30 protein-coding genes are annotated in these 25,996 nt (G+C 37.3%); 14 read left to right on the top strand and 16 right to left on the bottom strand.

From position 1 onward, the window contains the following. Positions 1–5: 5 nt before the first annotated feature. Positions 6–1,295: an adenosylmethionine--8-amino-7-oxononanoate transaminase gene (gene bioA / locus PL_RS25085; protein ID WP_041887153.1), complete on the top strand. Its 1,290-nt coding sequence runs from the start codon at positions 6–8 to the stop codon at positions 1,293–1,295. 44 nt (positions 1,296–1,339) lie between these two features. On the opposite strand, the gene PL_RS25080 is transcribed toward bioA, so the two are convergent. From PL_RS25080 to PL_RS25065, 4 genes are all read right to left on the bottom strand, one after another. Next, positions 1,340–2,212 (bottom strand): glycosyltransferase family 10 domain-containing protein, encoded by an 873-nt coding sequence (locus tag PL_RS25080; RefSeq protein ID WP_052496643.1) that lies wholly within the window; start codon positions 2,210–2,212, stop codon positions 1,340–1,342. Positions 2,213–2,360: 148 nt separating this feature from the next. Further along, complete coding sequence (locus PL_RS25075) at positions 2,361–2,552, bottom strand: cold-shock protein (RefSeq protein WP_041887151.1); 192 nt, start codon at positions 2,550–2,552, stop codon at positions 2,361–2,363. Positions 2,553–2,788: 236 nt separating this feature from the next. Next, positions 2,789–3,352, bottom strand: a complete 564-nt coding sequence (locus PL_RS25070) for a hypothetical protein (protein WP_041887149.1) — start codon at positions 3,350–3,352, stop codon at positions 2,789–2,791. Positions 3,353–3,362: 10 nt separating this feature from the next. Continuing rightward, entirely contained in the window at positions 3,363–3,839 is a 477-nt protein-coding gene (locus PL_RS25065) for a hypothetical protein (protein ID WP_041887148.1), read from the bottom strand. Between the two features lie 154 nt (positions 3,840–3,993). Between PL_RS25065 and PL_RS25060 the strand changes: the two genes are divergently transcribed. Continuing rightward, a complete protein-coding gene (locus PL_RS25060) occupies positions 3,994–4,632 on the top strand; it encodes a glycosyltransferase family 2 protein (RefSeq protein WP_082036090.1) in 639 nt (212 codons plus the stop codon). Between the two features lie 54 nt (positions 4,633–4,686). After that, positions 4,687–5,019 carry a DMT family transporter gene (locus PL_RS25055; protein ID WP_041887145.1) on the top strand — a complete coding sequence of 111 codons (333 nt, stop codon included), beginning with the start codon at positions 4,687–4,689 and terminating at the stop codon, positions 5,017–5,019. A gap of 9 nt (positions 5,020–5,028) precedes the next feature. Here PL_RS25055 and PL_RS25050 read toward each other — a convergent pair whose 3' ends face one another. The 5 genes from PL_RS25050 to PL_RS25030 all read right to left on the bottom strand — a co-directional run bounded on the left by PL_RS25050 (position 5,029) and on the right by PL_RS25030 (position 8,893). Next, positions 5,029–5,769: a glycosyltransferase family 2 protein gene (locus tag PL_RS25050; protein WP_200890826.1), complete on the bottom strand. Its 741-nt coding sequence runs from the start codon at positions 5,767–5,769 to the stop codon at positions 5,029–5,031. A 316-nt stretch (positions 5,770–6,085) separates the two neighbouring features. Then, complete coding sequence (locus tag PL_RS25045; protein ID WP_052496642.1) at positions 6,086–6,946, bottom strand: glycosyltransferase family 10 domain-containing protein; 861 nt, start codon at positions 6,944–6,946, stop codon at positions 6,086–6,088. A gap of 167 nt (positions 6,947–7,113) precedes the next feature. Continuing rightward, positions 7,114–7,809 carry a glycosyltransferase family 2 protein gene (locus PL_RS25040; RefSeq protein ID WP_041887143.1) on the bottom strand — a complete coding sequence of 232 codons (696 nt, stop codon included), beginning with the start codon at positions 7,807–7,809 and terminating at the stop codon, positions 7,114–7,116. 21 nt (positions 7,810–7,830) lie between these two features. Further along, the gene (locus PL_RS25035) at positions 7,831–8,094 is read right to left on the bottom strand and encodes a hypothetical protein (RefSeq protein WP_041887141.1); all 264 of its coding nucleotides are present in this window, start codon (positions 8,092–8,094) and stop codon (positions 7,831–7,833) included. Between the two features lie 76 nt (positions 8,095–8,170). After that, the gene (locus PL_RS25030; RefSeq protein WP_041887139.1) at positions 8,171–8,893 is read right to left on the bottom strand and encodes a glycosyltransferase family 2 protein; all 723 of its coding nucleotides are present in this window, start codon (positions 8,891–8,893) and stop codon (positions 8,171–8,173) included. 209 nt (positions 8,894–9,102) lie between these two features. Here PL_RS25030 and PL_RS25025 point away from each other — a divergent pair, with 209 nt between their 5' ends. Next, the gene (locus PL_RS25025) at positions 9,103–9,393 is read left to right on the top strand and encodes a hypothetical protein (protein ID WP_041887138.1); all 291 of its coding nucleotides are present in this window, start codon (positions 9,103–9,105) and stop codon (positions 9,391–9,393) included. 21 nt (positions 9,394–9,414) lie between these two features. Here PL_RS25025 and PL_RS25020 read toward each other — a convergent pair whose 3' ends face one another. Continuing rightward, positions 9,415–10,152: a glycosyltransferase family 2 protein gene (locus tag PL_RS25020; protein WP_052496641.1), complete on the bottom strand. Its 738-nt coding sequence runs from the start codon at positions 10,150–10,152 to the stop codon at positions 9,415–9,417. 223 nt (positions 10,153–10,375) lie between these two features. Here PL_RS25020 and PL_RS25015 point away from each other — a divergent pair, with 223 nt between their 5' ends. The 10 genes from PL_RS25015 to PL_RS24970 all read left to right on the top strand — a co-directional run bounded on the left by PL_RS25015 (position 10,376) and on the right by PL_RS24970 (position 14,879). Continuing rightward, positions 10,376–10,633, top strand: a complete 258-nt coding sequence (locus PL_RS25015) for a hypothetical protein (protein ID WP_152620405.1) — start codon at positions 10,376–10,378, stop codon at positions 10,631–10,633. Positions 10,634–10,642: 9 nt separating this feature from the next. Next, complete coding sequence (locus PL_RS25010) at positions 10,643–11,308, top strand: glycosyltransferase family 2 protein (RefSeq protein ID WP_082036087.1); 666 nt, start codon at positions 10,643–10,645, stop codon at positions 11,306–11,308. Then, on the top strand, positions 11,305–12,000 hold the full coding sequence (locus PL_RS25005) for a glycosyltransferase family 2 protein (RefSeq protein WP_082036085.1): 696 nt from the start codon (positions 11,305–11,307) through the stop codon (positions 11,998–12,000). The genes PL_RS25010 and PL_RS25005 overlap by 4 nt, the downstream gene beginning before the upstream one ends. 258 nt (positions 12,001–12,258) lie before the next feature. Continuing rightward, positions 12,259–12,516: a hypothetical protein gene (locus PL_RS25000; RefSeq protein WP_348620631.1), complete on the top strand. Its 258-nt coding sequence runs from the start codon at positions 12,259–12,261 to the stop codon at positions 12,514–12,516. A gap of 103 nt (positions 12,517–12,619) precedes the next feature. Further along, positions 12,620–12,877, top strand: coding sequence for a hypothetical protein (locus tag PL_RS24995; RefSeq protein ID WP_348620629.1), 258 nt, complete (start codon positions 12,620–12,622; stop codon positions 12,875–12,877). A 94-nt stretch (positions 12,878–12,971) separates the two neighbouring features. Next, on the top strand, positions 12,972–13,229 hold the full coding sequence (locus PL_RS24990) for a hypothetical protein (RefSeq protein WP_041882487.1): 258 nt from the start codon (positions 12,972–12,974) through the stop codon (positions 13,227–13,229). A 98-nt stretch (positions 13,230–13,327) separates the two neighbouring features. Continuing rightward, the gene (locus PL_RS24985) at positions 13,328–13,585 is read left to right on the top strand and encodes a hypothetical protein (protein ID WP_348620627.1); all 258 of its coding nucleotides are present in this window, start codon (positions 13,328–13,330) and stop codon (positions 13,583–13,585) included. A 303-nt stretch (positions 13,586–13,888) separates the two neighbouring features. Next, complete coding sequence (locus tag PL_RS24980) at positions 13,889–14,146, top strand: hypothetical protein (protein ID WP_041882490.1); 258 nt, start codon at positions 13,889–13,891, stop codon at positions 14,144–14,146. Positions 14,147–14,243: 97 nt separating this feature from the next. After that, complete coding sequence (locus PL_RS24975) at positions 14,244–14,498, top strand: hypothetical protein (RefSeq protein ID WP_041882491.1); 255 nt, start codon at positions 14,244–14,246, stop codon at positions 14,496–14,498. Positions 14,499–14,624: 126 nt separating this feature from the next. Then, positions 14,625–14,879 (top strand): hypothetical protein, encoded by a 255-nt coding sequence (locus tag PL_RS24970; protein ID WP_041882492.1) that lies wholly within the window; start codon positions 14,625–14,627, stop codon positions 14,877–14,879. A 124-nt stretch (positions 14,880–15,003) separates the two neighbouring features. On the opposite strand, the gene PL_RS24965 is transcribed toward PL_RS24970, so the two are convergent. The 6 genes from PL_RS24965 to PL_RS24940 form a co-directional block, all read right to left on the bottom strand. Then, complete coding sequence (locus PL_RS24965) at positions 15,004–16,569, bottom strand: S8 family serine peptidase (RefSeq protein WP_041882494.1); 1,566 nt, start codon at positions 16,567–16,569, stop codon at positions 15,004–15,006. Position 16,570: 1 nt separating this feature from the next. Then, the gene (locus PL_RS24960) at positions 16,571–18,370 is read right to left on the bottom strand and encodes an FKBP-type peptidyl-prolyl cis-trans isomerase (protein WP_160292103.1); all 1,800 of its coding nucleotides are present in this window, start codon (positions 18,368–18,370) and stop codon (positions 16,571–16,573) included. Positions 18,371–18,467: 97 nt separating this feature from the next. After that, positions 18,468–19,313, bottom strand: coding sequence for a hypothetical protein (locus PL_RS24955; protein ID WP_041882495.1), 846 nt, complete (start codon positions 19,311–19,313; stop codon positions 18,468–18,470). A gap of 69 nt (positions 19,314–19,382) precedes the next feature. Then, a complete protein-coding gene (locus PL_RS24950; RefSeq protein WP_041882496.1) occupies positions 19,383–20,756 on the bottom strand; it encodes a RagB/SusD family nutrient uptake outer membrane protein in 1,374 nt (457 codons plus the stop codon). A gap of 13 nt (positions 20,757–20,769) precedes the next feature. Next, on the bottom strand, positions 20,770–24,453 hold the full coding sequence (locus PL_RS24945; protein WP_348620625.1) for a SusC/RagA family TonB-linked outer membrane protein: 3,684 nt from the start codon (positions 24,451–24,453) through the stop codon (positions 20,770–20,772). A 141-nt stretch (positions 24,454–24,594) separates the two neighbouring features. Beyond that, positions 24,595–25,815 carry a FecR family protein gene (locus PL_RS24940; RefSeq protein WP_052496305.1) on the bottom strand — a complete coding sequence of 407 codons (1,221 nt, stop codon included), beginning with the start codon at positions 25,813–25,815 and terminating at the stop codon, positions 24,595–24,597. Positions 25,816–25,996: the final 181 nt, after the last annotated feature.

Raw genomic sequence — 25,996 nt, 5'->3', positions numbered from 1 at the left:
AAATTATGAGTCCAATAGCTGAAGAAACCTTAAGTTTAACTGAAAGAGATTTAAGAGTCATCTGGCATCCTTATACACAAATGCTGAACGCAATAATTCCAACTGCCATTGTACGCGCAGAAGGATGTTATCTGTTTGATGAGGATAACAAACGTTACATTGATGCGATATCTTCGTGGTGGGTAATCCTTCATGGCCACTCCCACCCTTATATTGCAGATCGTGTAGCGGCACAAATCAGAAAACTTGATCAGGTAATATTTGCCGGCTTCACTCATGAACCCGCTGTGGAACTGGCAGAGAAACTCCTGAGCCTGTTACCTCAGAATCAGCAAAAAGTATTTTACACGGATAACGGCTCTACTGCTGTAGAAGTAGCAATGAAAATGTGCATGCAATACTGGCACAACCACGGACAATCCAGAAAAAAGGTATTGGCTTTTCATAACGGTTATCATGGAGATACTTTTGGAGCCATGTCTGTAAGTGGCCGCAGTGCATGGACAGCTCCGTTTGACGCCTATTTATTTGAAGTGCTTTACCTGGAGGTTCCGACAACTGAAAACATAGAACAGCTGAAAAAACAAATCTCAGCATGCAGTGATCAGCTGGCCTGTTTTGTTTACGAACCGCTTGTACAGGGCTCTGCCGGAATGCTGATGTATGGCGCTGCTGAACTCGATGAACTGATGAAGCATTGCCGTAATGAAGGAGTACTGATGATTCAGGATGAGGTTTTTACAGGTTTTGGACGTACAGGAAAACTCTTCGCCGCCAACCACCTGAAAGAACAGCCTGATGTCATGTGTTTTTCAAAAGGTTTAACCGGGGGAACAATGCCTCTGGGCGTAACAACTTGTTCGGAAGATATTTACAATGCATTTTTATCTAAAGACAAGTTAAAAACACTGTTTCACGGACATTCTTTTACGGCCAATCCCTTAGCCTGTACTGCAGCTTCGGCAAGTATTGACTTACTGTTACTGGATCAGACACAAAAGCACATCGAAAGAATCTGCCGCAAACATGCAGATTTTGCCAGAAGAATTGCAGATCACATGCGGGTTAAATCAGTAAGACAGACCGGAACAATTCTTGCAATTGAGTGGCGCACTGAAACCGGTACTTCCTATTTTGATGACCTCAGGAATTTATTATATGATTACTTTTTAAATAAAGGTATTTTAATGCGTCCCCTGGGAAATGTCATCTATATTTTACCCCCATACTGTATCAGTGATGAAGATCTGGATTATATCTATGCTGAAATAGAGGGAACCCTGGAGCTTTATTAAAGTATAGGAAGGAGCCGTTTATTTTATTGACAGCTCCTTCCTGCTTATGAATCATAGCGTTTTTCAATAATAATCTCTTTCAGCTTCTTATACAGATTATAGTTATTATAATAAATGGCCTTATTCACGTCAGAAACAGGCGCAGGTTCTGCGATAATCTTTTTGATATCTTCTATTATGGACGGACTGTCAAGATCTATTTTTCTGAAATAACGTTTATCATAGATATCACTGATATTTGGGGCTCCATTATAAATGGGAATAGTATTACATAAAACACAATCCACAAATTTCTCAGTGACGTAATTTATTTCATTGGAATTTTCAATGGCAATAGAGTATTCATAAGGCAGCAAGCCCGTAAATTTGTATTCTAAAGACCCTTTATATCTTCTATCCTCTATTTCCAGTCTTTTGCCATAAATATCGATATCCAGATCTGAAGCCAATATCTGATTTAAAAGACCTGTACGCTTACCATAATTCCCCTCCGGTTTATTCAGATAAGAAACAATCATAGATAATTTCCTTTGTTTTTCAGTACTGGCAGCCGATTCAAAAAAAGCCCTGGGTACATGGTCATGATAGAACATAAAGGAAGGAGAAGTAATCACATCTCCTCCGATATGCAGATTATGCGTTTGCTCAAACAACGCGGGATCATGTACAATCACATAATCACTATGCAATAAAAAATCAATGTATTCATGTGCTTTACTCCATGAAGGTTCCTGGATAACCGTAATTACTTTCGCTTTTGGATTAACGGGTTCATCAGTACGGTTGAAAACTACTGCATAATCATAATCATTTGCAATAGTGAAGCTCAGATCACTATCATAAATGGCATAATTTGCTTTAAACCGTCTTAAAAGGTTCTCTGAACCATCGTAATTGGAGAGAAATTTAATCTTCATATAGTTAGCTGTTTTTGTCCTAACTAAGATAAAGAATGCGAAAAGCAGATAATAGTCTCTGCAAATTTTGGGACATTTGTCCTTATTGCATAAAAAAACCGGTCCGATAAATCGGACCGGTCAAGGTCAATTATATAGTTATATAAACTTAAACTAACTGAACATTAACTGCGTTAAGACCTTTACGGCCTTCTTCTACATCATAAGTAACTTTATCGTTCTCACGAATGCTAGCCATTAGGCCTGTTGAATGAACAAAGATTTCACTGTCACCATTAGATGGTACGATAAATCCGAAACCTTTAGTCTCATTAAAAAATTTTACTACTCCTTCTTGCATTGTATTATTATTATAAATATTCACAAATGTAGTTATATATTTTTAAATATAATTAAAAAGACGAATTATATTTTTCTTACTGCATTAAAATACAGGTGTTATCATGTTTTATGACGCTTAAATAACCGGTATATGATCTTATAATAACTTTTAAGATTGTGTTTTGCATATAACCTGGCATAACAACTCCGATATCTGTTATATCTTCCGTAATTAAATTTGTTGATATATCCCATTTAATATAATCCTAATGCTACTTCCACCTGATTGTCCTGGATCAGATCCAGATTATTCAACTGCTGCGCCATATAAATACTGGTTAACCGCCCTGTTCCTTCTACTGCCACATATGGACCTATTTTGTCAACAGCTAAAAGAGTTATCCCCTGCAACTTTACATCCCTGTCCTTTAACGATTGATAAATCCCACTGATCCTGGCATCCATATCAGGCATTTCATTAATATTTCTTGCAGCATCGGCAACCAGAAAAGACCCATCTGTATTTTTCTCCCATCCCGGTAATTGCAAAGTATAAACCATATCCAGATCAGACTTATTGATTTCCAGTATTGCCCTGTACCACTTTACATACAGGGATATAGAATCTACCAGATTTTGCTTAAATTCCAGAACCATATCTATAGCCTCTCTTTCCAGATAACGGCTGCCGGATAAAAGCATTTTCATGGTTTCATCTCTGCCAAACTCATATAGAGGATTAAAAAACTCAGAATACACTTCTCCTATTGCCCATCTTCTAAGGACTTCGTGCCGGTCAATTTTTTCTATTAGTTTCATTTTATATGTTTTACCAGTTAAAGTCTACTTTCTCGAATAATTTGGGTGTTCCCATTGTACCGGGAAGTTCCACTACGTTAATAAAGAAGTTGGTATCGCCTATGTATAAAGGCACCCTGAATACGGTCTGTTCTTCTTGTTCCTGAGTTATTGACGTAATATCAAATGTTATTCTGCCATAGCTTAATTGAAATAACTTACAATCTTTGCCGTAGCCTACCGCTCTGCAATCCAGTGAGTGAATCAGTGCGCCAAGATCAGGGAGTATCCACCGGATAGGATTAAAATAGAGCACATAAAAGATATCCGGAAGATATAAGAACTGCTGTTCGAAAAATCTACCCAGGCGATCCTCTTCAGTTAATTTTTTCGGCATGAAATATACATACTGAGGAACAGGTGTTTCTTCAAAAGGATACATAATAATTCCATCAACATGCTTTAAAACACGGTTTTTGGTCTTTGCATAAGCTAAAAAGGATGTCATACTACACATAACTGATCTCAGTTTACAATTAGGTTCTACGATTAGTTCCAAGTTACAAAGAAATCAAAAGCGTGCTTACCGGATTGGTTTTTTGGGACTTTTGGCCCTGTAATGCGGATACAATCATTTCTAAATTGACCTCAAATAAATCACTATGGAACAACCGCTAGTAAGCTGCATTATGCCCACTGCCAACAGGCAGAAATTCATTCCTTTTGCTGTCAGCTATTTCTTACAGCAGAACTACCCTAACACCGAACTCATAATTATTGATGACGGCAAAGAGTCTGTTGCACCTTTATTGCCTGATTTTTCAAGCATCAGGTATTTTTACACACCTCCGCTGGGTACAATCGGAATAAAGCGCAACTATGCCTGTGATAAGGCGCAAGGACAGATCATTGTTCATTGGGATGATGATGACTGGTATGCTTATGACTGGGTTAGTCAGCAGGTGAACTTTCTGATTACTTCTGGTGCGGATATTTGTGGCATAAGACATAGTCACCATTATTCTGCAATTACCAATAGCTTCTGGCAGGGCGATGCACATAACCGGAATAATCCTAACTCAAAACCATTTCTGGGTGGTGCAACTATTGCTTACTGGAAATCTTTCTGGGAAAAACATCCATTTAAAGATCTGCAGAAAGGTGAAGACGAAGCTTTTGTTGAAACGCCCGGAGCCAAAATTTTCGCCCATGACTATATAGATGGAATGATAACTATGCTACACCCCAATAATACAACTATAAGAGCATTTGAAAATCCAAATCACAAAAAGAAACATTAATCAATTCAGTTTACTGTAATTTATTGGGGATATTTGCCGTTCAGCAACCTGTTTATGAAAACATATATATTTCTATTTCTTGCCATCGTTTCAGAGATTATCGCTACCACAGCCTTAAAGGCTTCTGAGCAGTTTACCCGGTTCTGGCCTTCTGTTGTCGTGGTCTGCGGTTATGCTATTGCTTTTTATTTTCTAAGCCTGACCCTGAGAAAGATGGACCTGGGAATTGCTTATGCAATCTGGTCAGGCGTTGGTATAGTTCTGGTTACGGCTTTAGGTGCCGTATTTTACAAACAAAAGCCTGACCTCCCTGCTGTTATTGGCATTGCATTTATTATAATCGGGGTGCTGATTATTAATCTGCTATCAAAAAACTCAGGCCATTAACTGACGAAATCACACACAGGTCCAGCTCCCCATACTGCGGTGATTCCATTTTTTCTCCAGATAAAAGAACTCACTGGAGGCAATTGCTGCCTCCTCTGCCTGACTATCCAGGGTACAGCTATCCAGATGATCTACAACAGCTGAAGAAACAAGAGCATGTCTGAGTTTCAATGCAGCAAGTGTATTTGCATAATCATTGTCAGCACACCAGAACTGGTAATTTTCGTCGAGCTTACCGGTTAGCCTGAAAACATCCCGTTTTAAAAAAAGACACCAGCCGGCAACTTCATACCTGCTCCTGTAGCCTGTATAGATTCCATTGTTTTCTTCAAACCCCATTTTTGGATGATGAAAAGAGCAAAATGGCGAAGCGCTGGAAAGATCATAATACTTATGAAAAGCCTTTAATATCTCCGTAGCCCAGCCCTGGTGAAAACGCAGGTCGTTATTACATAAACAGACATATTTGGAAGAAGTCATTTCAATACCCATATTCATATAGCGGTGATAGCCAAACTCTTCATCGGGATAAACTGTCTTAGTGTCCGGATACTGATATGGCTTCATATCTTTTTGAGATTCAATCACAACAATATTGAATTTAATCTCGTCTTTATCTTCAGATGCTACTAAAGAGCTGATACATTGTTGAGTAATCAATTTTAATTCTTCGCTTTTTGCAAAGCTCAGGATGATAATATCAACTTCAGTTTTACTTTTCACAAATAGTTCTATCTGGCGTCTTTTCACGGTAGTTTGATTAGATGTATAAGATTCACATGTATTTATAATAACAAGTTACAAACAAAATCACAGGGTAATCTACATTATTGAATTTGGGGACATTTGACCCTAAATAACTTGTTTTTAATAAATTATGGTACTATTGACCCATCCAACGAAGCCTTCAGTCAGTTAAATTTAAGGCTATGGCAAGGCTCATCAAAATCACTCTGTTTATATTACTGCTGGCAATAATTGCAGATCTGTGTCTTTATATTTATAGCATAACCCAATTGCAGCCGTCTCATAAGAAAGTGAATCCGCATTCCGTATATTCCGGATACTAACCATACACAATCTCTTTTATTTTAGTGTACAGGTTATATTGTTTGAAATATATTTCTTTGTTTACACTTGAGCTGGGTGCACGATGAACAATAATTTTTTTAAGATCGTGAACAATTGTCCTGCTATCCAGATCTATTGTGCGATAATAACGCGAATCATAAACTTCGGCAAGATTTGGTGCTCCGTTATAGATAGGTATCGTATTACACAAAACACAGTCTACAAACTTCTCTGTAATGTAGTTTTTCTCGTTCGAGTTTTCTATCGCAATGGAGTATTCATAGGGCAGCAACCCTTCGTATTTATATTGCAGTTCTCCTTTATACCTCCGGTCTTCAATACTTAATCCTCTTCCATAAATATCAATATCCAGGTCAGATTCGAGTATCCGGATTAATACTTCAATACGTTTCTGATAATTGGCCTGGCTGGAGTATAAACCTGAGACAATAATAGATAGCTTTTTCTCCTTTACAGCCTTTGCTGCATCCTTATAAAACGAATGATCTACATGATCGTGATAAAACATCAATGCGGGAGATTCGATAACCTTCCCTCCTAATTTCAATTGATGTGTTCTTTCAAATAATTCCTTGTCATGTATAAATATATAATCGCTATTGGTTAAGAATGAGGTATCCTGATGCGCCGGACTCCAGGATGGTTCCTGAATAACGGTAATAATTCCGGCTCCGGATCTGATTGGCTCACTTGTGCGGTTAAACACTACAGCAAAATTGTAATCATCGGCTGTAGTAAAGTCCAGCAAACCATCATTTATGCTATAATTAGCTTTGAATCTTTTCAATAGATTTTCGGAAACCTCGTAGTTGGAAAAAAACTTAATCTTCATCATTTTATCTTTTTTTTGCTTGTTCCTAAGATAAAAAATAGTGCACCGAATAGCTTCAGTGATAAGATTATGGGACTTTTGACCCTGTTGTGAATCATTAAAAAAAATGCCTCTTAGCCAGGCTTTCCAAATATCCGGTTAAGAGGCATCCTTTTATAAATTCAGTTGAATCAGGCTTCTACCAGGCCACGAACATTAGCCGTAACCTCATCATCCAGAAGCTCACTTTGTTTTAAAAAATATTCATAATGTGCATAATCCCAGGTATTCCCACCGTGATAGATATAGATATACAGGAATGGTGCATCTTCAATATGATACAAAAGCTTCCTGGAATCCAGGAATTTAATAATATGGGTATCCTCTGCTTTATTCGCATTTGCATACTGATTCTGCATGATTATTTCTTTTCTGCACAATATACTACCATCCCAGGTATAAGGAAAAGAGGCATAGGCTTTACCTGTTGTAGTATCATACAGGATTACATAGGTCAGCACGCTTGCCTGATATCCCTGTCCTAAGGTCTGCATACTTTTAAACTGATAGGATAACCGGCTTGGATGATACCAGTCATCATCATCCCAGATACAGATATAATCTCCGCCAGCCTTTGCTACTGCATGATTCCTGGCATTACCTACAGACTCATCATCATCACGTTCAATTATCAGTATTTTCAACTCTGATTCTTTGAGTACTTCATCCAGAATTTTTCTTGTAGATGGGTCCTTTCTGGGATAAGAGACAACCAGCTCTTTGTTAGGATAGTTTTGTTCCTGAAAACATCTTATTGCTTTCTGAAGCAGTGCCGGCCGGTTATTAGTAATGCAAATACAGGAGATTAGTGGATCCGTTAATTTCATAAATTAATATTTAAACAAAAATTAATACCTTAAATAAACATATTTTCTGGCGTCGAAGGGGATATCGGGCTGGATATAGCCGGTAGCCAAAGCATCTTTAATATAGAGCTGCATATTAGGGCTCAAAGGATGCATTGGCCGCATCAGCTCTTCATCGGGATCATCTGTGGCATAAATCGCACAGATTTTATCTCCGCATAAGCAATTATGCTTGTTGGTTATTTTAAAATAGTTTGTAACATCAGTAGGATTACCTCCCAGAAGAGCATACCATGATTTTGCCATAAGGGTTGACATTAAGATTTAAAATAAAATTATATAATTTATCGTCTGACGAATAGGGTCAAATGTCCCAAAACGCTCAGTTCATTAGAACCCAGCCGTCACCCATACGGGGTTTCCATTTCTTTTGCAGATAAAAGACCTCTTTTTCTGTCAGCTGATCCTGAACTTCTTCGGTCTGATTGATGAGGGTTTTATTTTCCAGATGATCAACTATAGAAGAGGTAACCAGTACATGATAAATTTTCAGTACCCAAAGCGTATTTGCATAATCATTATCTGCGCACCAGAATTTATAATTCTCATCTAATTTCCCGGTAATGGCCAGCATCTCTCTTTTAAAAAAAAGGCACCATCCGGACACTTCATGTCTGATCCGGTAACCCAGTTTAAGTCCGGAATTTAACTCGAAATCCATTTTAGGGTGATGAATAGAACAAACAGGAGAAGCACTCAGCAAATCGGCATATTCTTCAAAAGGCTTCAGTATCTCTGTTGCCCAGTGCTGATGAAATATCAAATCATTATTACATAAGCAGACATAGGGCGAGGATGTCATTTCAATACCAATATTCATATAGCGGTTATAACCAAACGGCTGATCGGAATATACTGTTGTACTGTTTTCATACTGATAAGGTTTCAGGTCCTTCTGAGATTCAATAACAACCACATTAAATTTAATCTCCCCGGGATCTTCTGAAGCCATCAGAGAATGAATGCAGTCAATTGTAACTTGTTTTAAAGCATCGGTTTGCGCAAAGCTTAAAATAATGATATCGATTTCTGTTCTATGTTTCATAGTAATTATTAATTGATCAGGTTTAGATTCACGACAGTGATTTCAGCGTATAAACCCAAGTTACAAAGAATAGAAAAAAGTAAACACGCAGACCTGATTATGGGACATATGACCCTATTACACCGATTTATTCATTTTTAAATTGCTGTCCTTAAAGGGCGATACCGAAAACCCAGAAAAGAGTAGGTAAAACAAATAATTCTTATAATATGCCGTGGTATCAATTAATTAACAATGATTTGGATTTGTGTAATCCTGAAAGCTATACAATTTTGGAAAAAGCACCGGAACATGTAGATGGCCCCTATCTGAATGCTATTTTTGCAGATGAGATACCTGAAGATCCAGAGCGCAGGCCAGACATTGAAGGTACTCCGGGATTATTATTTTATATGATCAGAGCACTTGCCAGGGGAAAAGGACAACCTTCATCAACTTTCCCCCCGGTACCCCTGGAGGTTAGAATGTCAGCTCATCCGGCAAACGGAGAACTGAAATAGAAATACAAAGGGAGAATGGAATTAATTCTGCTCTCCCTCTGCTAATACGCTCCAGCCAGCGTAACCCAGACGTGAATTCCATTTTTTACCAAAATAGACCAGATCTTCATCTACATAACTCTGTTGTTTTTCAATTGGCTGCGAACTTAAGGTTCGGCTTTCCAGGTGATCCACAATAGAAGAGGTCACGAGTCCATGGGTAATCCCCAGCATAAAAAGTGTATTGGCATAGTCATTATCTGAACACCAGAATTTATAATTCTCATCCAGCTTACCCGTTTTTTTGAGCAGTTCACGTTTGATAAAAATACACCATCCTGAAATTTCCTGTCTAACCTTATAACCCAGGTGAACACCGCTGTTTAAATCAATATTGACACCTGGATGATGGTATGGGCAAACCGGCGAGCCACTCGAGAGATTATAGGTATTAAATGCAGTCAGCATTTCTGTAGCCCAGTGCGGATAAAAAATAAGATCATTATTACATAAACATATATAAGGTGCAGAAGTTAGTTCTATTCCTATATTCATGTATTTATGGTACCCGAATTCTTTATCGGTATAAATTGTTTTCGTACCTCTGTACTGATAACTTTCGAAATCTACTGCAGATTCAATGACTATAATATTAAATTTTATAGTCCCCGGATCTTCAGAATTGATCAGTGACTGAATACATTGATCAGTCATCTGTTTAAATTCTGGTGTTTGTGCGTAGCTTAATATAATGATGTCTATTTCTATAATATCGTTCATAAAATGAGCTGATTTTGAATGTTTTAATAAGTAAATCCAATTTACGCACAAAACTGATTGATCCTTTAAATAGTTCGATTCTGGGACTTTTGGCCCTATTTGTCACCTTCAAATTTCTCTAATTTTATTCTGTTCATTTGGGAGAAGCCGAATACCCTGAAAATAGTAGGCATAAATTAAAGTTTTATGATAGCTTTTTGATCTATAAAAGCATCCTATGATTATGGATAATTGCAAGTCAAATAAGAGACAGTGGTACGCTTTTACACATGGGGACCCCTTAATTGCAGAAAACTATTTTCGGACAAACGTTCAACCTGCATTCGAAATAGGAGAACGTATCTGCGCGGTATACACTAAAGATAATGGTATACATCCCCGTGGATTCACAAATGAAATGAAATCTATTATAGCGGATGCATTAGTTACTGGTATACCGCAGCCAACCAATGCTGTTCCTCTTGTATTATTAAAACCCTAAAACTTACTTATGAATTTACCACTTGTTTCTTGTATTATGCCTACTGCTAATAGGCAGAAATTCATTCCTTTTGCAATTGATTATTTTCTGAAACAGGATTACCCGAATGCAGAGCTGGTTATCATTGATGACGGTATCGAATCAATTGCACCTTTGATTCCTATAGATAATCCAAAGATCAGATATTTTTATTCAGAACCGATAGGAACCATAGGTATCAAACGTAACTATGCCTGCGATAAGGCACAGGGGGAAATAATTATGCACTGGGACGACGATGACTGGTATGCTCCTGAATGGATTAGCAGGCAGGTTGATGCATTAATAACATCAGAAGCGGACATAACAGGATTAAACAGGGTAATTTTTTATTCTCCAACTGTGGAAAGCCGCTGGGTATATGAAGATTCTGACCCGGAAAAACCATGGTTATGCGGAGCAACAATGGCTTACAGGAAGTCCTTTTGGAAGGACCATTTATTCATAGACCTCCAGGTAGGTGAAGATTATGATTTTGTCTGGAATTCCAATGCCAAGATATTTGCTCATGACTTTTTTGAAGGTTTTGTGGCCTTATTACATCCTAATAATACCAGTATTAAACCTATTGAAAATCCAAAACACAAAAAGAATCCTACCCCCTGGAAAGAACCAACAAAAGAGCCTGAATTATGAGTTCACCACGTATTTCATGTATTATGCCAACTGCTGACAGGGAGAATTTCATTCCGTTAGCCGTTGGCTATTTCCTTAATCAGGATTACAGGGATGTAGAATTGATCATTGTAGATGACGGAAAAAAATCTGTGAAAGACATGCTTCCTGATCATCGCAGAATCAGATATTTCTATGTTGAGCCTCTGGGATCTATTGGGAATAAGCGAAATTTTGCCTGTGATAAAGCTAAGGGCGAGATAATCATGCACTGGGATGATGACGACTGGTATGCCTACGACTGGATCAGCAGACAGCTTGAGGTGCTGGAAAATTGCAATGCAGATATCTGTGGATTAAATGATATTACATTCTTCTCCCCTTTAACTGGTAAATACTGGAGGCATACAGATCAAAATAAAGATCGTCCATATATCGCGGGAGCAACCATGGCATACAGAAAAAAATTCTGGGAAAAACATCCTTTTAAAGATGTACAGATAGGTGAAGATTATGATTATGTGTGGAACTCCGGAGCCACTGTTTTTGCTCATGATTATACACAGGGATTTATTGCAACTCTTCATGCAAGAAACACAACATTAAAGCCATTTGAAGATCCCAGGCATAAAAAACATGCCATTGAATGGATGGATATTCCATTCAACGAAAACACAGAAAACTCTCTATCCAGCAATGGATTAAGTCAATAAAGTTTGAGACTTCTGACCCTACCAACCGAGGTGATATTGGCGTAAATTAGTACTAAGATTTAGTTCTCACAATATTTACCGGTGAATAATTACTGCTTATAAAAACAGTAACAATACAAGAGAATAATTTCGGAAAACAAGGAATTTAATTGAACCTGATCAGTCAGTTAAATGGGCGATGCTGAAAACCCCAGAACAGAGTAAGCGAGAAACTAAAGTTTTTGTTCTCTTTTTGATTTATAAAAGGATCATTTTATTATGGCTAGAGCATGGTATTCATATGATGGCGTAGGTAGTGTTATTGCACCTGGAAGTTATCTATATACACCAATAAAACCTGCATGTAGAAATGGTTTCGACCTTTGTGCGATTTATGCAGTTTATGGTGGACAATTCCCAACAGTGGTTTCAGCAAATTTGAGAAAATATATTGCTCAGGGATTAACTAACGGAGTACCTGAACCACAAATTCCTGTTGGTGCAATACAATACATCTACATGAAAACTAACTCTTAATCAGGTTATTTAGTAAAGGGGTTAGGCTGAAAACCCCAGAACAGAGTAAGCGAGAAACTAAAGTTTTTGTTCTCTTTTTGATTTATAAAAGGATCATTTTATTATGGCTAGAGCATGGTATTCATATGATGGCGTAGGTAGTGTTATTGCACCTGGAAGTTATCTATATACACCAATAAAACCTGCATGTAGAAATGGTTTCGACCTTTGTGCGATTTATGCAGTTTATGGTGGACAATTCCCAACAGTGGTTTCAGCAAATTTGAGAAAATATATTGCTCAGGGATTAACTAACGGAGTACCTGAACCACAGATTTCTGTAGATGCAGTGACATATGTCTACATGAAAACTAACTCCTAATTGAGTTTAAAGGGCGAGTGCTGAAAACCCTGAACAGAGTAAGCAGGAAATAAAGTTTTTGTTCCCTTTTTGATTTATAAAAGGATCATCTATTATGGCTAGAGCATGGTATGCATATGATGGCGTAAGTAGTGTTATTCTACCTTCAAGCTATCTTTATACACCAATCAAACCTGCATGTAGAAATGGTTCTGAACTTTGTGCGATTTATGCAGTTTATGGTGGAGCGTTCCCGGTAAATATTTCTGCTAATATCAGAAAATATATTGCTGCCGGAATAACTAACGGGGTTCCTCAACCACAGATTCCTGTAGGCGCAGTGACATATGTCTATCTAAGGCCTAACTCTTAATCGGGTTATTTAAAAGGGATACGCTGAAAACCCTGAACAGAGTAAGCTAAAAACTAAAGTTTTTGTTCTCTTTTTGATTTATAAAAGGATCATTTATTATGGCTAGAGCATGGTATGCATACGACGGTGTAGGTAGTGTTATTGTACCTGGAAGTTATCTTTATACTCCAGTTAAACCAGCATGTAGAAATGGCTTCGACCTTTGTGCGATTTATGCAGTTTATGGTGGACAATTCCCAACAGTGGTTTCTGCGAATTTAAGAAAATACATTGCCCAGGGATTAACTAACGGAGTACCTGAGCCACAGATTCCTGTAGGTGCAGTACAGTACATTTACATGAAAACTATCTCTTAATTGAGTTAAATATCCTGAACAGCGTGGGCTAAAAAGCAAAGCTTAGTTACTCATGGTGGGATGGAGAAATAAGCTCTGCCCTGAAGTTATCTTTATTCAGACAATATAGCTGCAGTACAAACCACTCTGGTAGATACTACAAACTACGTTTCTTTAAAGTATAACTAATAATCAGGGGTATTAATTATTCCAGTAGCAATGCTTCTGGAATAATTAAACTTATCCGGATAAAGTACTGATAACGCTGTATAAATTAACAATAAAGTTTTTGTTCCTTTTTGATGGATAAAAGGTTCATTAATTATGGCTAGAGCATGGTATGCATATGATGGTGTAGGTAGTGTTGTTGTACCTGGAAGTTATCTATATTCACCAACCAAACCTATATGCAGAAATGGGTTTGACCTTTGTGCGATTTATGCAGTTTATGGCGGACAATTCCCAACGGTGGTTTCTGCAAACATTAGAAGATACATTGCTAATGGATTAGTTAATGGGATACCTGAGCCACAGATTCCCGTAGGTGTAGTGACATTTGTGTACATGAAACCTAACTCTTAATCAGATTTTTCAAAGGGAACTCGCTGAAAACCCTGAACAGAGTAAGCAAAAACTAAAGTTTTTGTTCTCTTTTTGATTGATAAAAGGTTCAATAATTATGGCTAGAGCATGGTATGCTTATGATGGCTTTGGAAGTTTAGTTTTACCTTCCAGTTACATTTATACACCAGACAGACCAGTATGTAGAAATGGGTTTAGTTTATGTGCAGTATATGCAATATATGGAGGACAATTTCCAACGGTTATCTCTGCAAATTTAAGAAAATATATCGCCGCCGGGCTGACTATTGGTACTCCACAACCTCAGATACCAGTAAATGCACTGGCTTATATCTATTTGAAAGATGGGTAATGATAAAATAATCTCTGGAGGAGTCATTCTTTTTTAATAAGAAGGGAGCACGCTGAAAACCCTGAAAAGAGTAAGCAAAAACTAAAGTTTTTGTTCTCTTTTTGATCCATAAAAGGTTCATTTATTATGGCTAGAGCATGGTATATATATAATAATGCAGGAAGCCTCGTTGTTCCTTCAAGTTACCTTTATACTCCAACAAGACCAGGATGTAGAAGTGGGTTTAATGTTTGCGCTATTTATGCAATATATGGTGGGGCATTCCCGACGATTATCTCTTCCAACTTAAGAAAATATATGGCTAATGGACTTATGGACGGAGTACCTGAACCGCAACTCCCTCCAGGTGCAATCCAGTATGTTTATATGGTATTTCATTAAATATAGAAATGGCTACTCATTGTTACAAGTAATGAGTAATAGATAAGGTTAGAGCATTACGCCCTAACCTTTATTCAGAAATATTTATAAACCGGTCTAAAATTAAGGCATGAGTAATATCACCTCAATAAGTTGCTGCAAGTTGAAGTGCATTATAGGCATTTACAACCCCACCAGAGATGCACTTATCCTTTAGTGAACCTGCCTTGATCACAGTTTTCATAATAATTTCTTTTATCTGTCTGGCAGTTAATCCGGGATAATATGCTCTGATTAGTGCTGCAAGTCCTGCAACAACAGGAGTTGCCATACTGGTACCTGTATCATTTAAATAAGCCGATCTGGGGATAGTTGAAATGATTTCAACTCCAGGGGCATAAACATCTACTGTCTTATTTCCATAATTTGAAAATTTACCGGCCAGTTTATCATCATTCTTCAAACCTGACGCACCCACTTCAATCCAGCTGGCTGCGACTGCCAATCCATCCGGAGTTTTACGATCAGGATAAACATTCATGTCATCAAGATATTTATTCTTATTTCCAGATGCATGTACAATAAGTACGTCTTTGGCGACAGCATATTTTATGGCTTCACGTAGCTCCTGTGAAGTCATCGCCCAACTTTCTCCAAGGCTCATATTAATCACTTTGGCTCCATTATCCGTAGCATAACGGATTGATTTAGCAATCGCCAGGCTTTGTTTATCATCAGCTCCACCTTTCAGAACCAGCTGTTCATTTCCCGCAGCATCTTCGGGAATTGGATTAAAGCCGGGAATTGCTCTGATTACCATAATTTTCACATGATCAGCGACACCTCTGATTCCAATATTATTATCACGATCTGCTGCGATAATACCGGCAATATGTGTCCCATGATAAGCAGTGGGCCCTCCTGTTATCAGATCATAACCCTGATTATTATAAAAAGCAAGCTGCATTTTATAATAATCAACTGCTCTGATCAGATTTGCTTTTTTATAGGTTACATAACCAGGAAATTCTCTCAAACCATTTACAAGGTCCATTTGCATCCCGAGTTCTTCTGCACTCCCCGGAATATATTGTTTAAAATCATTTGCTGACAGTTCAGTTTTATTAATCTTATGAAGAATCTGTTCCAAAACGCGCTGTTTCGACTCTGTTTCTTTCAATTTATTAATTAAAGGCTGCAGTTTCTGATTTAATGAAGTCTTAAGAAGCTTATAATCCTGATAAGCCAAAAGGTCTTTTTTTGACATTTTGCTGCTATCAGTTTCTTTATGTGCAAGTTGATAAGCATTGATCTCTTTAGCAAGTACAGAAATATCAAATTCCTCATCTCCTTTTTGCATGGTACTATAAAAATTCCAGCCATGGACATCATCAATATATCCATTATGATCATCATCTTTTCCATTACCCGGAATCTCATTCGGGTTTGTCCAGATTACAGTTTTCAAGTCCTCATGTCTGACATCTACTCCCCCATCAATAACAGCAACAATGACAGAATTAGCTTTTTTATTTTTCAATAATTCGTTATAGGCTTTCTCGGTACTTATGCCAAATACGTCATCAGCCCTTAAATCCAAATTCTGCCAGTTTACGTTTTTCTGGGCTACAGCCTGCGCAAGAACACTTAATGGATCTGACAAGCTGAAAAGAAACAACCCTGCTACTAATACGCTGTTTATTTTCAACATCTTATTTCAGAATTTTAAGTAACTCCAATTCAAATATTAAATTACTGTTGGGTGGAATTGTATGATTTGCTGTATGTTCAGCATATGCCAGGTTAGCAGGAACATAAATTTTCCATTTTGATCCAACCGGCATTAACAATAAAGCCTCCTGCCAGCCCTTAATCAAATCTCTTATACTTTTAATAAAAGGTTTCCCCCCCAGCATTGAGCTATCAAAAATTTTCCCGTTTACCAGTGTACCAATATAGTTTACGCCTACTTTACTGTTTAATTCAGGTTTCGGGCCATTCCCTTGTTTCATAATCTGGTACTGCAGACCAGAAGGCAATACAACAACACCTTTTTTAGTTTTGTTGGCCATCATAAACAAGTTATTTTCTTCCGGTGAAGGACTTTTCAGATCCTTTTGTGCTGCTATTTTCTTTTCTATTTCACTGATCATCTTTGTATCTACTATACGAACATCATCCACTTCTGAAAACACCAGTTTATCCACTAACTTTTCTTCCTCCTTTAAATCCAGGCCATATGGCTTTAAGGCTTTACGAATTGCCTCAATTGCTGTCCAGGAAGGAAAGTTAAGATCCATATCAACCTTCCCCTGATAATTACTCCCGTCAAATATGTATGGATTATTCCGTTCCTTATTCATTTTCGCAACAAATGTACCCAGACCAATATCCCGCAACTGATGTAGTGAACCCTTGGTTACAATACGCTCATCATAAAAACTTGTTAATGTTTTTTTACTTTTCAACCTATCCTCCTGAGTAGTGCGGATTAAAACAAAGACCTTTTCTTTTCTCCTTTCCCAGGCTATATGTAACCCGAATAATCTGTTTAAATCATCAATACATTTTTTTGCAATCGTTTTATCATTCTGTCCGGTATCCGGATACAAAGATTCAAAGCATATATAATGTTTTCGTTTCCAGTCTTCCATATAACCAGACCCCGGCTCATAAATATATTTAGAACGATCAATAACATTCCAGACAATTTGATTTGGTTCAGGTAATAAACTTGAAGGTTTTATCAGGGAATCAGCATTAACCACATCCATCAATTTATTAACATAAGAATTATAAATGGACTGATTAGTAATATAGGTACGTATAGTCTTTCTTTTTGCATCCTTCACAACCTCAGCTCCTGTAGAAACACCATTTTTATAATCACTAACTGCTGCATATTTTAATGAAGTTGAGGCTATATCAATCTGATTAGAGTCAGGTCTGAATAATGGCTCCAGAGAAGGATTAAAAACATAGTAATCGTTTTTCACAGGCCAGTTAACAACGTCACCGGACAATACTTTTTTTATATTGCCGGCATCTACATATTCAGGTTGGGTAATGGCAATAATTTTCCCTTTATAAATCCAGACTTCATGCGGATCCGATTTGTGTTTAAAAAGATCATTAAGTTTCCTGTCTTCCACTATAACCGGCAATGTGAGGTTCTTTGTTAGTCTGTTATGCTGCCAGAATGTTTTGAGGATTGCCTCTGATTCATTTGTAATCCAGAAAATCTTAATCTTCTGATTAAATTCCTTTTGTAAGTTATTCATTCTTGGCAATGCCTCCACACAAGCTGTACAGGAAGTAAATCCAAAATCAAGAATCAATAACTTGTCCTTATAGTCTGAAATAACAGCGCTTCTTTTAGGGTCATTGAAAATTTTCTCAATTTTAATATCCGGCATCATGTCACCAACCTTTAAAGGTGTTTTTTGCTGGCTGTAACTCTGATGGAAAGAAAACAGGATTAGAACAAATACGATATAACTGACTCTTATCATAAATTGATGAGGCCGGTTTATTTTTTGATTTCTGATCTTCATTATAAAATTTATTATTTCTGATATTTTACTACTTAATACTGGTCTGATCATCTTATTAATTTACTTCTTTAAGCACCCAGATATTGCGTTCACGAACTTCTTCCTTTAAATCAAGGTCATATGCCGCTAAAGCCTTACGCAAAGCGGGAATATCTGACCAGTCTTTTACTTTCAGATCCATATCAACTGCATCTGTATAATTAGTTTCGTCAAAGACTTTAGGCATATTTGCCACTTTATTTAAATTATATATGAGAAAGTAAAGACCAGAGTTTTTTAAATATCCATCCTTACCATCTGATCTTACACCTTTATTGTCTGATTTGATTTTATCAACTGACGACGTTCTTACTAAAATCAGTGTTTTAAGTTTTCTGCTTTGAAATTCAACTTTAACTCCAAAATAATTTTCCAGCTCTTCGCGGATCAGATCTGAATTTATAATGCCACGGGGAACCATATATTCAAAACAATAGGCATTTTTTCTCATCCAGGCATCTTTATCTCCATATGCAGGAATATACCTGTATTTGGAAGGGTCTTTCACTTCCAGAATCATATCATTCGGATCTGTCGGGAAACCTATAAACATGTCCTGAATAGATAAGTTCATCATTACGTATCTGTAGGTTTGCAATTGTTTATCGTAATCCATAGCAAAGTTTGAATCCTGCTGTCCAACAATAGGTTTAACTCCTTCACGGTAACCACTCAATGCCGAAAACCTCAATAAACGATTGGTATTAGCCTTCTGTTCATCTCTTAACTCCAATACAGGTTTATCATACCTGAAATCAAACAGAGGCTTCCGATAAGTGAAAGATGAATTCTGCTGGGCATTCACCATACTTATTCCTGAAGTCAGCAGAAACAGCGCAATTTTTTTAAGCTTCTTTTTCATTTGTGTTATTAAGGTTAAAGCAAATACAGCTATCCGGATTAATTTTGGATAGCTGTATCAGGTTATATATTATCTGGGATTTTGAGCAAGATTAGAGTTCATTATTACCTGATTTGGTATAAGTAATGTGTACCTTAAATCATTAGGTGGTAAGGTATAGGTTGTACCATTGACAACTCTTGTTAAAGTAACAGCAAATCTCGGATCTTTATTTAATCGTCTCAGATCTGTCCATCTTGTACTGCGCATGATCAGCTCTTTCCTTCGTTCAACCAATACTTTAGCTAAGGCATCATCTGCATTGGCTGCTGACATATCAACATATTTCCCTGTTTTCCATCTGCTTTTTAGCAAAGTGTTTAAATCAGACATTGCTGATGCTGCATCTCCCGCCCGGGCATAACATTCTGCACGTGTCAGGTAAACTTCATCTACTGCCAGACCATTGAAAAGGGTCATATACGCAAATGGCTCATAATTTCCTGTGAAATGGAAAGTTCCATCACCATTGTTTTTCAGAAAAATAACTTTTCTCAGATCATCGGTCTTATAAGAAGTAACTATATCTGTACTTACTTTTGCATAGGTAGGATCTATCAGCATAGTACTATTCGGATTTGTTATATCGTTAGTCAGTGAGTGAAAATATACTTCTGCATTAAAGCGGGCAAAAGGACTTTCCGTATTCACATCAAGCGTATTAAAATCTATCAGCTTATTATTGATCTGTAAAGCAGCGGTAGCATTACTCAAAGCAGCAGGATAATTCTCCATTGTTAAATAAACACGCGCCAGCATAGCATAAACTGCACCTTTACTTGGTCTGGATGAAATTGTTGCTGTTGCTGGTAATAAACCGGCCGCTTCCTGTAAATCCTTAACCATCTGGTCATAGGTCTGCTGTACAGTACCTCTCGATGAGACATCGTTAATATCTGACGTCAATCTTAAAGGAATACCAGGATCCTGACCAGCTGTTGCCGCGTTATAGGGTTTGGCATATAGCTGAGCAACCTGCCAAAATGCATATGCCCGGAAAAATAAGGCGGCTCCTCTCAATGGATTTAAAATAGATGGATCGGTACTGCCTTTTAATTTTTCAACCGTTTCCATGACAAGATTTGCATGGTAGGCTACCAAATACGGATTTTGCCATTGAGGGACAGCTCCCGCACGGATAGCCGAAGATTGCCAGGTATAAATGCTCTGATCTTCCTGAACCTGCTGATCATAGCCATCTGTAAGATAATAATCATCTGATGAATTCTCAGCATCACTGGGATACTCTGTATTCATGATCGAATAATTATCCAAAAGTCGCTGACAATCAGTAGCGCTTGAAATATAAACCAGAGAATTATTCTTTTTTACATCGAGATATTTTTGGCATGACACTAATGACAGGCAAAAGAAAAGAGCTGACATCATTTTAAGTGTTTTCATAATTTTAATTTTCTTAAAAGTTAGCACTGAAACCAAAACTGTAACTGCGTGGATGTGGATAATCAAGAACTGAAGGGTCAATTCCAAATTTATTTGCTTTCCAGATTATTCCAAGATTAGAGACGTTCAAATATATTCTTGGATTTTTCACAAACCAGTTCGGCTTATTATTAATACCATAAGAAAGATTAATTTCCTGAAGACGGATATGGTCCCCTTTCATTACGTTAATATCAGCAAATTGATAAAATGTATCCCTGTATGTACTTGTTGTAAATACTGCAGAAGGAACATTGGTTGTTAGTTCGTCACCTGGTTTTTGCCATCTGTTAGCATATTCCGCAGCAGCTGGTTCCCCTGTATTATATAGATTCCGGTAATTCACAACTGCTGTAGCTGGCCTTCTGAGAAAATACCCCAGTTTATACTGAATATTTGCAGATACAGTTAATGCTCCGTAAGAGAATGTATTTCTGAATCCGCCAAAATAAACTGGCACAGCAGAACCAAAAAAATGTGCTTCAGATCTTGGCTGGTTAAAAATATTGTTGATCGCAGTAACCCCTGCAGCATCATTAGAAATTCTGACAGGCTGTCCATTGACATATCCTCTCGGATCTCCTGTAGCAGGGTCCAGGCCGGCCCACTTAATCGCAAATACACGGGTCAAATCAGCACCAACATTATAATAACCTCCCGAATCCCCCTGTATGACCTGACTTACTGTTTCAGCACCATCTACAAATAATTTGGTAACCTTGACCCTATTGTAGCTAAACAAGAATGCACTTACCCAACTAAACCTTCCAAGTTGCAGATTTTTAGTATTTAAACTAAAATCTATCCCCTGACCACGAAGGTTGGCTGTATTATAGTATAGCGTAGAATAACCGGTTGATGGATCAAGCGGACCATTTGTGATCAGATCCGTAGTTTTTTTAATGTAATAATCCAGACTACCGGATATCCTTCCTCCTTTGAAGCCAAAATCCAATCCGGTATTCCATACACCAGTTCTTTCAGGACGCAATTTATTATTGGTAGCACCATCAGCAATAAAGGTATAGGGTAATCCTGTATAAGGGTCAATAGGCGAAGTTGGACTATTCAAAAGTGTAGGTTGGGCAGTGATAGCTGGATTAACATTTCCATTGTATCCATAGGTCATCCTCAATTTCAAAAAAGGGATCAGTGAAGATTTGTAGAAAGACTCCTTGTTTATATTCCATGCACCACCAAATGAATAATATGGAGTTCCGGTTTTATTAGTTCCCGGACCAAATTCACTGGAGCCATCTTTACGTATACTTGCAGATAAGGTATATCTTTTCTTATAAGAATAGTCAGCATTTGCAAATTCACTCAATGTTCTGCTATTAATGAATGAAAAACCAGGGTTTGTAATTCTTGGAATCGCAGCTCTGGAACTACCATCAGGTGCAGTAAACAACTTGTTGGTCTGAACAATATAATTCAAAACATTATTAGTACTAAGGGTATTTGGATCATAGCCGAAAAACTGATCAACCATGGTATTGGAAGTCGATTTACTAATATCAACACCTGCTATTGCGGTTAACTGATGTACATCATTCCAATTTTTATTTGCGGTAAACATTCCTCTGAGTGTTTGATTCGAAGTCTTTGAATTAGTTGGATTATAATACCCTCCCAATGGAATATTCCGAACCAGTGTGACAGGATCAGTAAAGGTGTTAATCAGATCTCTCATATACCAGGAATCCGGACTATTATACCTGACACGTTCACTCAGACCTCTGGTATAATTATAACTCAGATTCGCAGAAAATACCGGGCTAATACTATATGATGCATTTAAAATTGCAGCCATAGTCTGATTTTTGTTTTTCATATATCCCCCATTTTTCAGATTATCTAAGGGTTTAAAAGTATAATCAAGAATCTTACTGCCGTATTTTGCATTCAAAAGATCTATAAATCCGGGACGATAGGTATAAGGAATAGCCAAAGGATTACCCTGATCATCAGCCAGTCGGGTATACATATAATATGGCGCTGACCGGGTACTTACGTCAATATTATTTTGCTGGGATGGAGAATTGGTATGGGCTAATATATAAGTCAGAACTGAAGTGAACTCTATTTTCTTAAATAGCTTAAATGAAGTTGAGTAATTAAGATTAAAACGGTCAGAACTGGAATACTTAGTATTATTTAAGTTATTATTATATGATCCGGATAACCGGTAAGCGACCTGTTTCGAGCCTCCATCAATCGCCAAAGAGTAATTCTGCGAAACGGCTGGCCTAATGAGATATTTTTCCATATCATTACGGATATCATTACCTCTTAATGCATCCAGCTGTACTTTACCCTGAGCAGCAGTAATCGCTCCTGTTTTCATCTGATTCATAATTTCTGCAACAGGTGAAACTACAGCTCTTGCCTGAGTTGCAGAAAAAGCAGGGAGAGTAGCTGTTCCTTTGAATAAATTATTATAGGCAAACATCTGTGCATCTACGTAGTCAGACGTACTCATCAGTTTTCGGTAAAACAGATCCATCTTCTCTGTCACATCAATATTGGTGTTAAAAGACACCCTGGTTGGTCTGCTATAACTTCCTCTTTTTGTTTTAATAACGATAACACCATTTGCTGCCCTGGAACCCCAGATAGATGCTGAAGCTGCATCTTTCAAAATAGTAATGCTTTCTACATCATCCGGACTTACCTGATCAACAGAATACGCGCTGGCAATACCATCGATTACAACCAGGGGCTGACCACTGGTATTATCCGGAGTGTTAAAGACATTCAATGTATTTTTTCCGCGAATAGTTAAATTTGCCAGTGGCGATGTTCCGAAACTACCTGCACTTGAGTTAGTAGGATTAGTTATCGAATTCGTTCTAAAGTCAAGACTGGTCGTTATTCCATCTAATCTTTTTAAAATATTCGGATCATTACTGTGTTGCAGCTGTTCTTTTGTCACAAGTTCAAAAGCTCCGGTCGCACTCTCCTTACTCTTATCCTGATAACCCGTACTTACAATATTAACCTCTCCCAGTTGTTTTGAATTAGGGGCCATGGTGATTTTCAGAATACTATTTTTATCCGCAGCTGTCACACCAATTTCTTTGTTAATATAACCCACATACGAAATAATAAGCGTTGCTCTGGCAGGTCCTTCTATAAAAAAATTACCTTCGGGTGTGGTACGGGAAACGTTTTTTCTCCCTTTAACTTTAATTGTGGCCCCCAGTAATCGCTGTCCGTTTTCATCAAACACAGTACCATGGTAAAGTACAATCACAGAATCTGCAGGTCCCGAAACCATTATATGATCTGTAGTGGAATTCTGTTTCTTAAAAATAGCTATGGTATGTTCATCACTTGTAAATCCAAGATCTAGTCCGGCGATACATGTAGAGACAACTTTATCTATAGGCGTCTGGACAAATTTTACAGTTATTTTTTTTTCTGCGTTCAGCTGTCCCGGCTGCCATAACACATCATACCCAGTCTGGATTTTGATTTCCTTAAAGACATCTTTGATCGCGATATTTTTTCGTTCGAGGCTAACTTTCTGTCCGTAAGCAGTTGCATATACCTGCATTACCCCAGCCAATAATAAAGAAATAACCAGTCGCATGATCCACAACAATTTACGCAGGTTACCTGGAAGATAACCTGGGAGTTTAGTAAAAAAATTCATATTTTTGTTAGCTTGGTTTAGCTACAAAGAGGTCTTTACAAGATCAGTCTCTTTGTATAGGTTAGGTTATTAATAATTTAACTTAAAGCCTTAAGAAGTCAGCGGATGTTAGCGCATCCACTGACTTATATATTAAGAGCATTATATTTTATGTAGATATGGGGTTACAATAATTTTCCTCCCTTCGGTTTTAAAATGAACAGATTGTAACAGTTCCAATTTCTTGAGTACTTGTGAAGCACTCATATATTTAGATAGGGTTCCACTAAACAACTGATGTTTTAACTCGTCATTCTGATATTGAATATCAATATCATACCATCTGGATATCTTTCTTAAAACACTTTCAAGTTCTTCACTATTAAACATGAAGTAACCATTTTTCCATGCTACCGCTTCGTCTATATCAGTATTATTTACTTCAATTCCTGATTGACTATGACTGTTTTTATGAATAACTGCCTGCTGTCCTGGCCTGATTACAGTATTCACACCTAATGATGTATTTGTAACTCTTACGCTTCCTTCAAGTAAAGTAGTTTTAACTGAGGGATCATTTGAATATACATTAATATTAAAATGCGTTCCGAGTACTTCCACAATCTGACTTTTCGAATGGACTTTAAAAGGTCTGGTTTTATCCTTCGCTACTTCGAAATATGCTTCTCCGGTTAATTCTACTTTACGTTCATTACCCTGAAACGCTAAAGGGTATCGTAAAGAAGATGCGGCGTTTAGCCAGACCTTTGTTCCATCAGGCAAAACCAACTGAAATTGTCCTCCATTAGGAGTCTCTATAGCATTGTATGCATATTTATTTTCAATTGGCGAGCCGGAGTTACGGTAAACTAACTGACTATCTCCCTTTTTAGTGAGGATAGTACCATATTGAGTCATAACCTCTCCATTTTTCGTATCAGTTAACGATATTTTCGAGCCATTTGCCAGAATTAACGTTGCCCTATTTCCACCAGGTACAATTTCTGCTACCGAATGACTATTATCGATATCTGATTTAGGTTCACCTAAATTACTCCTGTATAGATAAACACTCATAAAAGTCAAAAATATGGCTGCTGCTGCCATATACAAATACTTTAAAGAAGCGGAGGTCACAACTTTACTTTTTTTTTCTAAGTATTCCCATCTGGTAATGTCCTGATGAATTCTGGAATGCATAAGATTACAAATATTTTCAGTTTGTATAATATTCTGAGATTCTAAAATTTCGTCCAATTCCGCGAAAAGATCAAAGTATTGCTCTAGAAATAATATTTGACCTTCATCCGCAGTATGATCCAGATAGGCTTCAACCGCTTTTAAAAATACTATTTTAAATTTTTTAGACTTTTTTGATTTCATTAAAACATCCAGGCTTTAGATGCCCTTCCTTATAACAGTATGTTATAATAATAGAATGTCCTATGGCGTCTGAAAATATTTAAAACATAGTCATATATTTTTAGGCGAAGATTAATAATCAACTTATTAAGCACCGCTTATTTTGGGACATTTGTCCCACGCAACCTCTCCAATTACTGCC

Source organism: Pedobacter lusitanus (assembly GCF_040026395.1).
Taxonomy (GTDB): domain Bacteria; phylum Bacteroidota; class Bacteroidia; order Sphingobacteriales; family Sphingobacteriaceae; genus Pedobacter; species Pedobacter lusitanus.
Note: the sequence above shows the minus strand (reverse complement) of the source record. Positions and strands in the feature narration are given on the sequence as shown.